Annotated in this window: 1 protein-coding gene; it reads right to left on the bottom strand. The window is 52.9% G+C overall.

The window, feature by feature from the left end:
* Positions 1–53 precede the first annotated feature (53 nt).
* Positions 54–737, bottom strand: a complete 684-nt coding sequence (locus HUK65_RS18495) for an IS6 family transposase (protein WP_179907762.1) — start codon at positions 735–737, stop codon at positions 54–56.
* Positions 738–828 lie beyond the last annotated feature (91 nt).

Here is an 828-nt window from a genome sequence, read left to right as displayed (position 1 = left end):
GGTTCTGTCGCAAATTTTCAACATGGTTGAGTGTAGGCTGACGCTGGACAGACTTATGCTGCGAGCTGGGCAAACTGCTGGAACGCGTTCAAGCCGTTGGCGTGGAATTGCCCCTTACGGATCATGTGCGCGGTCTCGATCCCATCGAGAGTGGCGGAAGCAGAATGGAACGCTTTGAAGCCGAGCATCCGCCCCGTGATGCGCTTGATGAACCGATGATCCTGCTCAAGGATATTGTTCAGATATTTAACCTGTAGGATCTTGATCATCTGACCTGTTCCGGTGAATTTGAGGATAACATTCACGGCTTCCAACCCAGCCAGGTTTGCGCCGCTTTTGTCGATCACGATGCGGTCAGGGACACCATTTTTGCCGATGGCGCGCCGGAAGAAGCGCCGCGCCGCCGGCTTGTCGCGCCGCTCAGATAGCAGAAAATCAAGGGTTTGGCCGTTTCGATCCACCGCGCGGTAGTGATACATCCACTTGCCCTTAACCTTGATGTACGTCTCGTCCATGCGCCACGACTTTGCTGTCGGTCGCTTTTTCGTTTGTGCCTGAGCCGCGATTAAATGGGAGTACTTTACCACCCAGCGGTTCATCGTTGCATGGTCAACATCGACACCGCGCTCCTGCATAATCTCTTCAAGATCACGATAAGAAACCGGATATCGCAGATAGAAAAACACTGCGAACAAGATCACCGATTTCGGATAATGCGCGCCCTTGAAGTCAACCATCGTCACCGTCCAATCATCTCTGTCAAGTCACCTCATACAGCGCCGCATCATACCGGGCTACACGAATGCCCGTAATATTTGCGACAGAACC

It is taken from the genome of Rhabdonatronobacter sediminivivens, from assembly GCF_013415485.1.
Classification (GTDB): domain Bacteria; phylum Pseudomonadota; class Alphaproteobacteria; order Rhodobacterales; family Rhodobacteraceae; genus Rhabdonatronobacter; species Rhabdonatronobacter sediminivivens.
Note: the sequence above shows the minus strand (reverse complement) of the source record. Positions and strands in the feature narration are given on the sequence as shown.

What these genes read in the sequence shown, in the direction of transcription:
- HUK65_RS18495 (WP_179907762.1), bottom strand. Translation starts at nt 737, where the DNA reads ATGGTTGACTTCAAGGGCGCGCATTATCCGAAATCGGTGATCTTGTTC.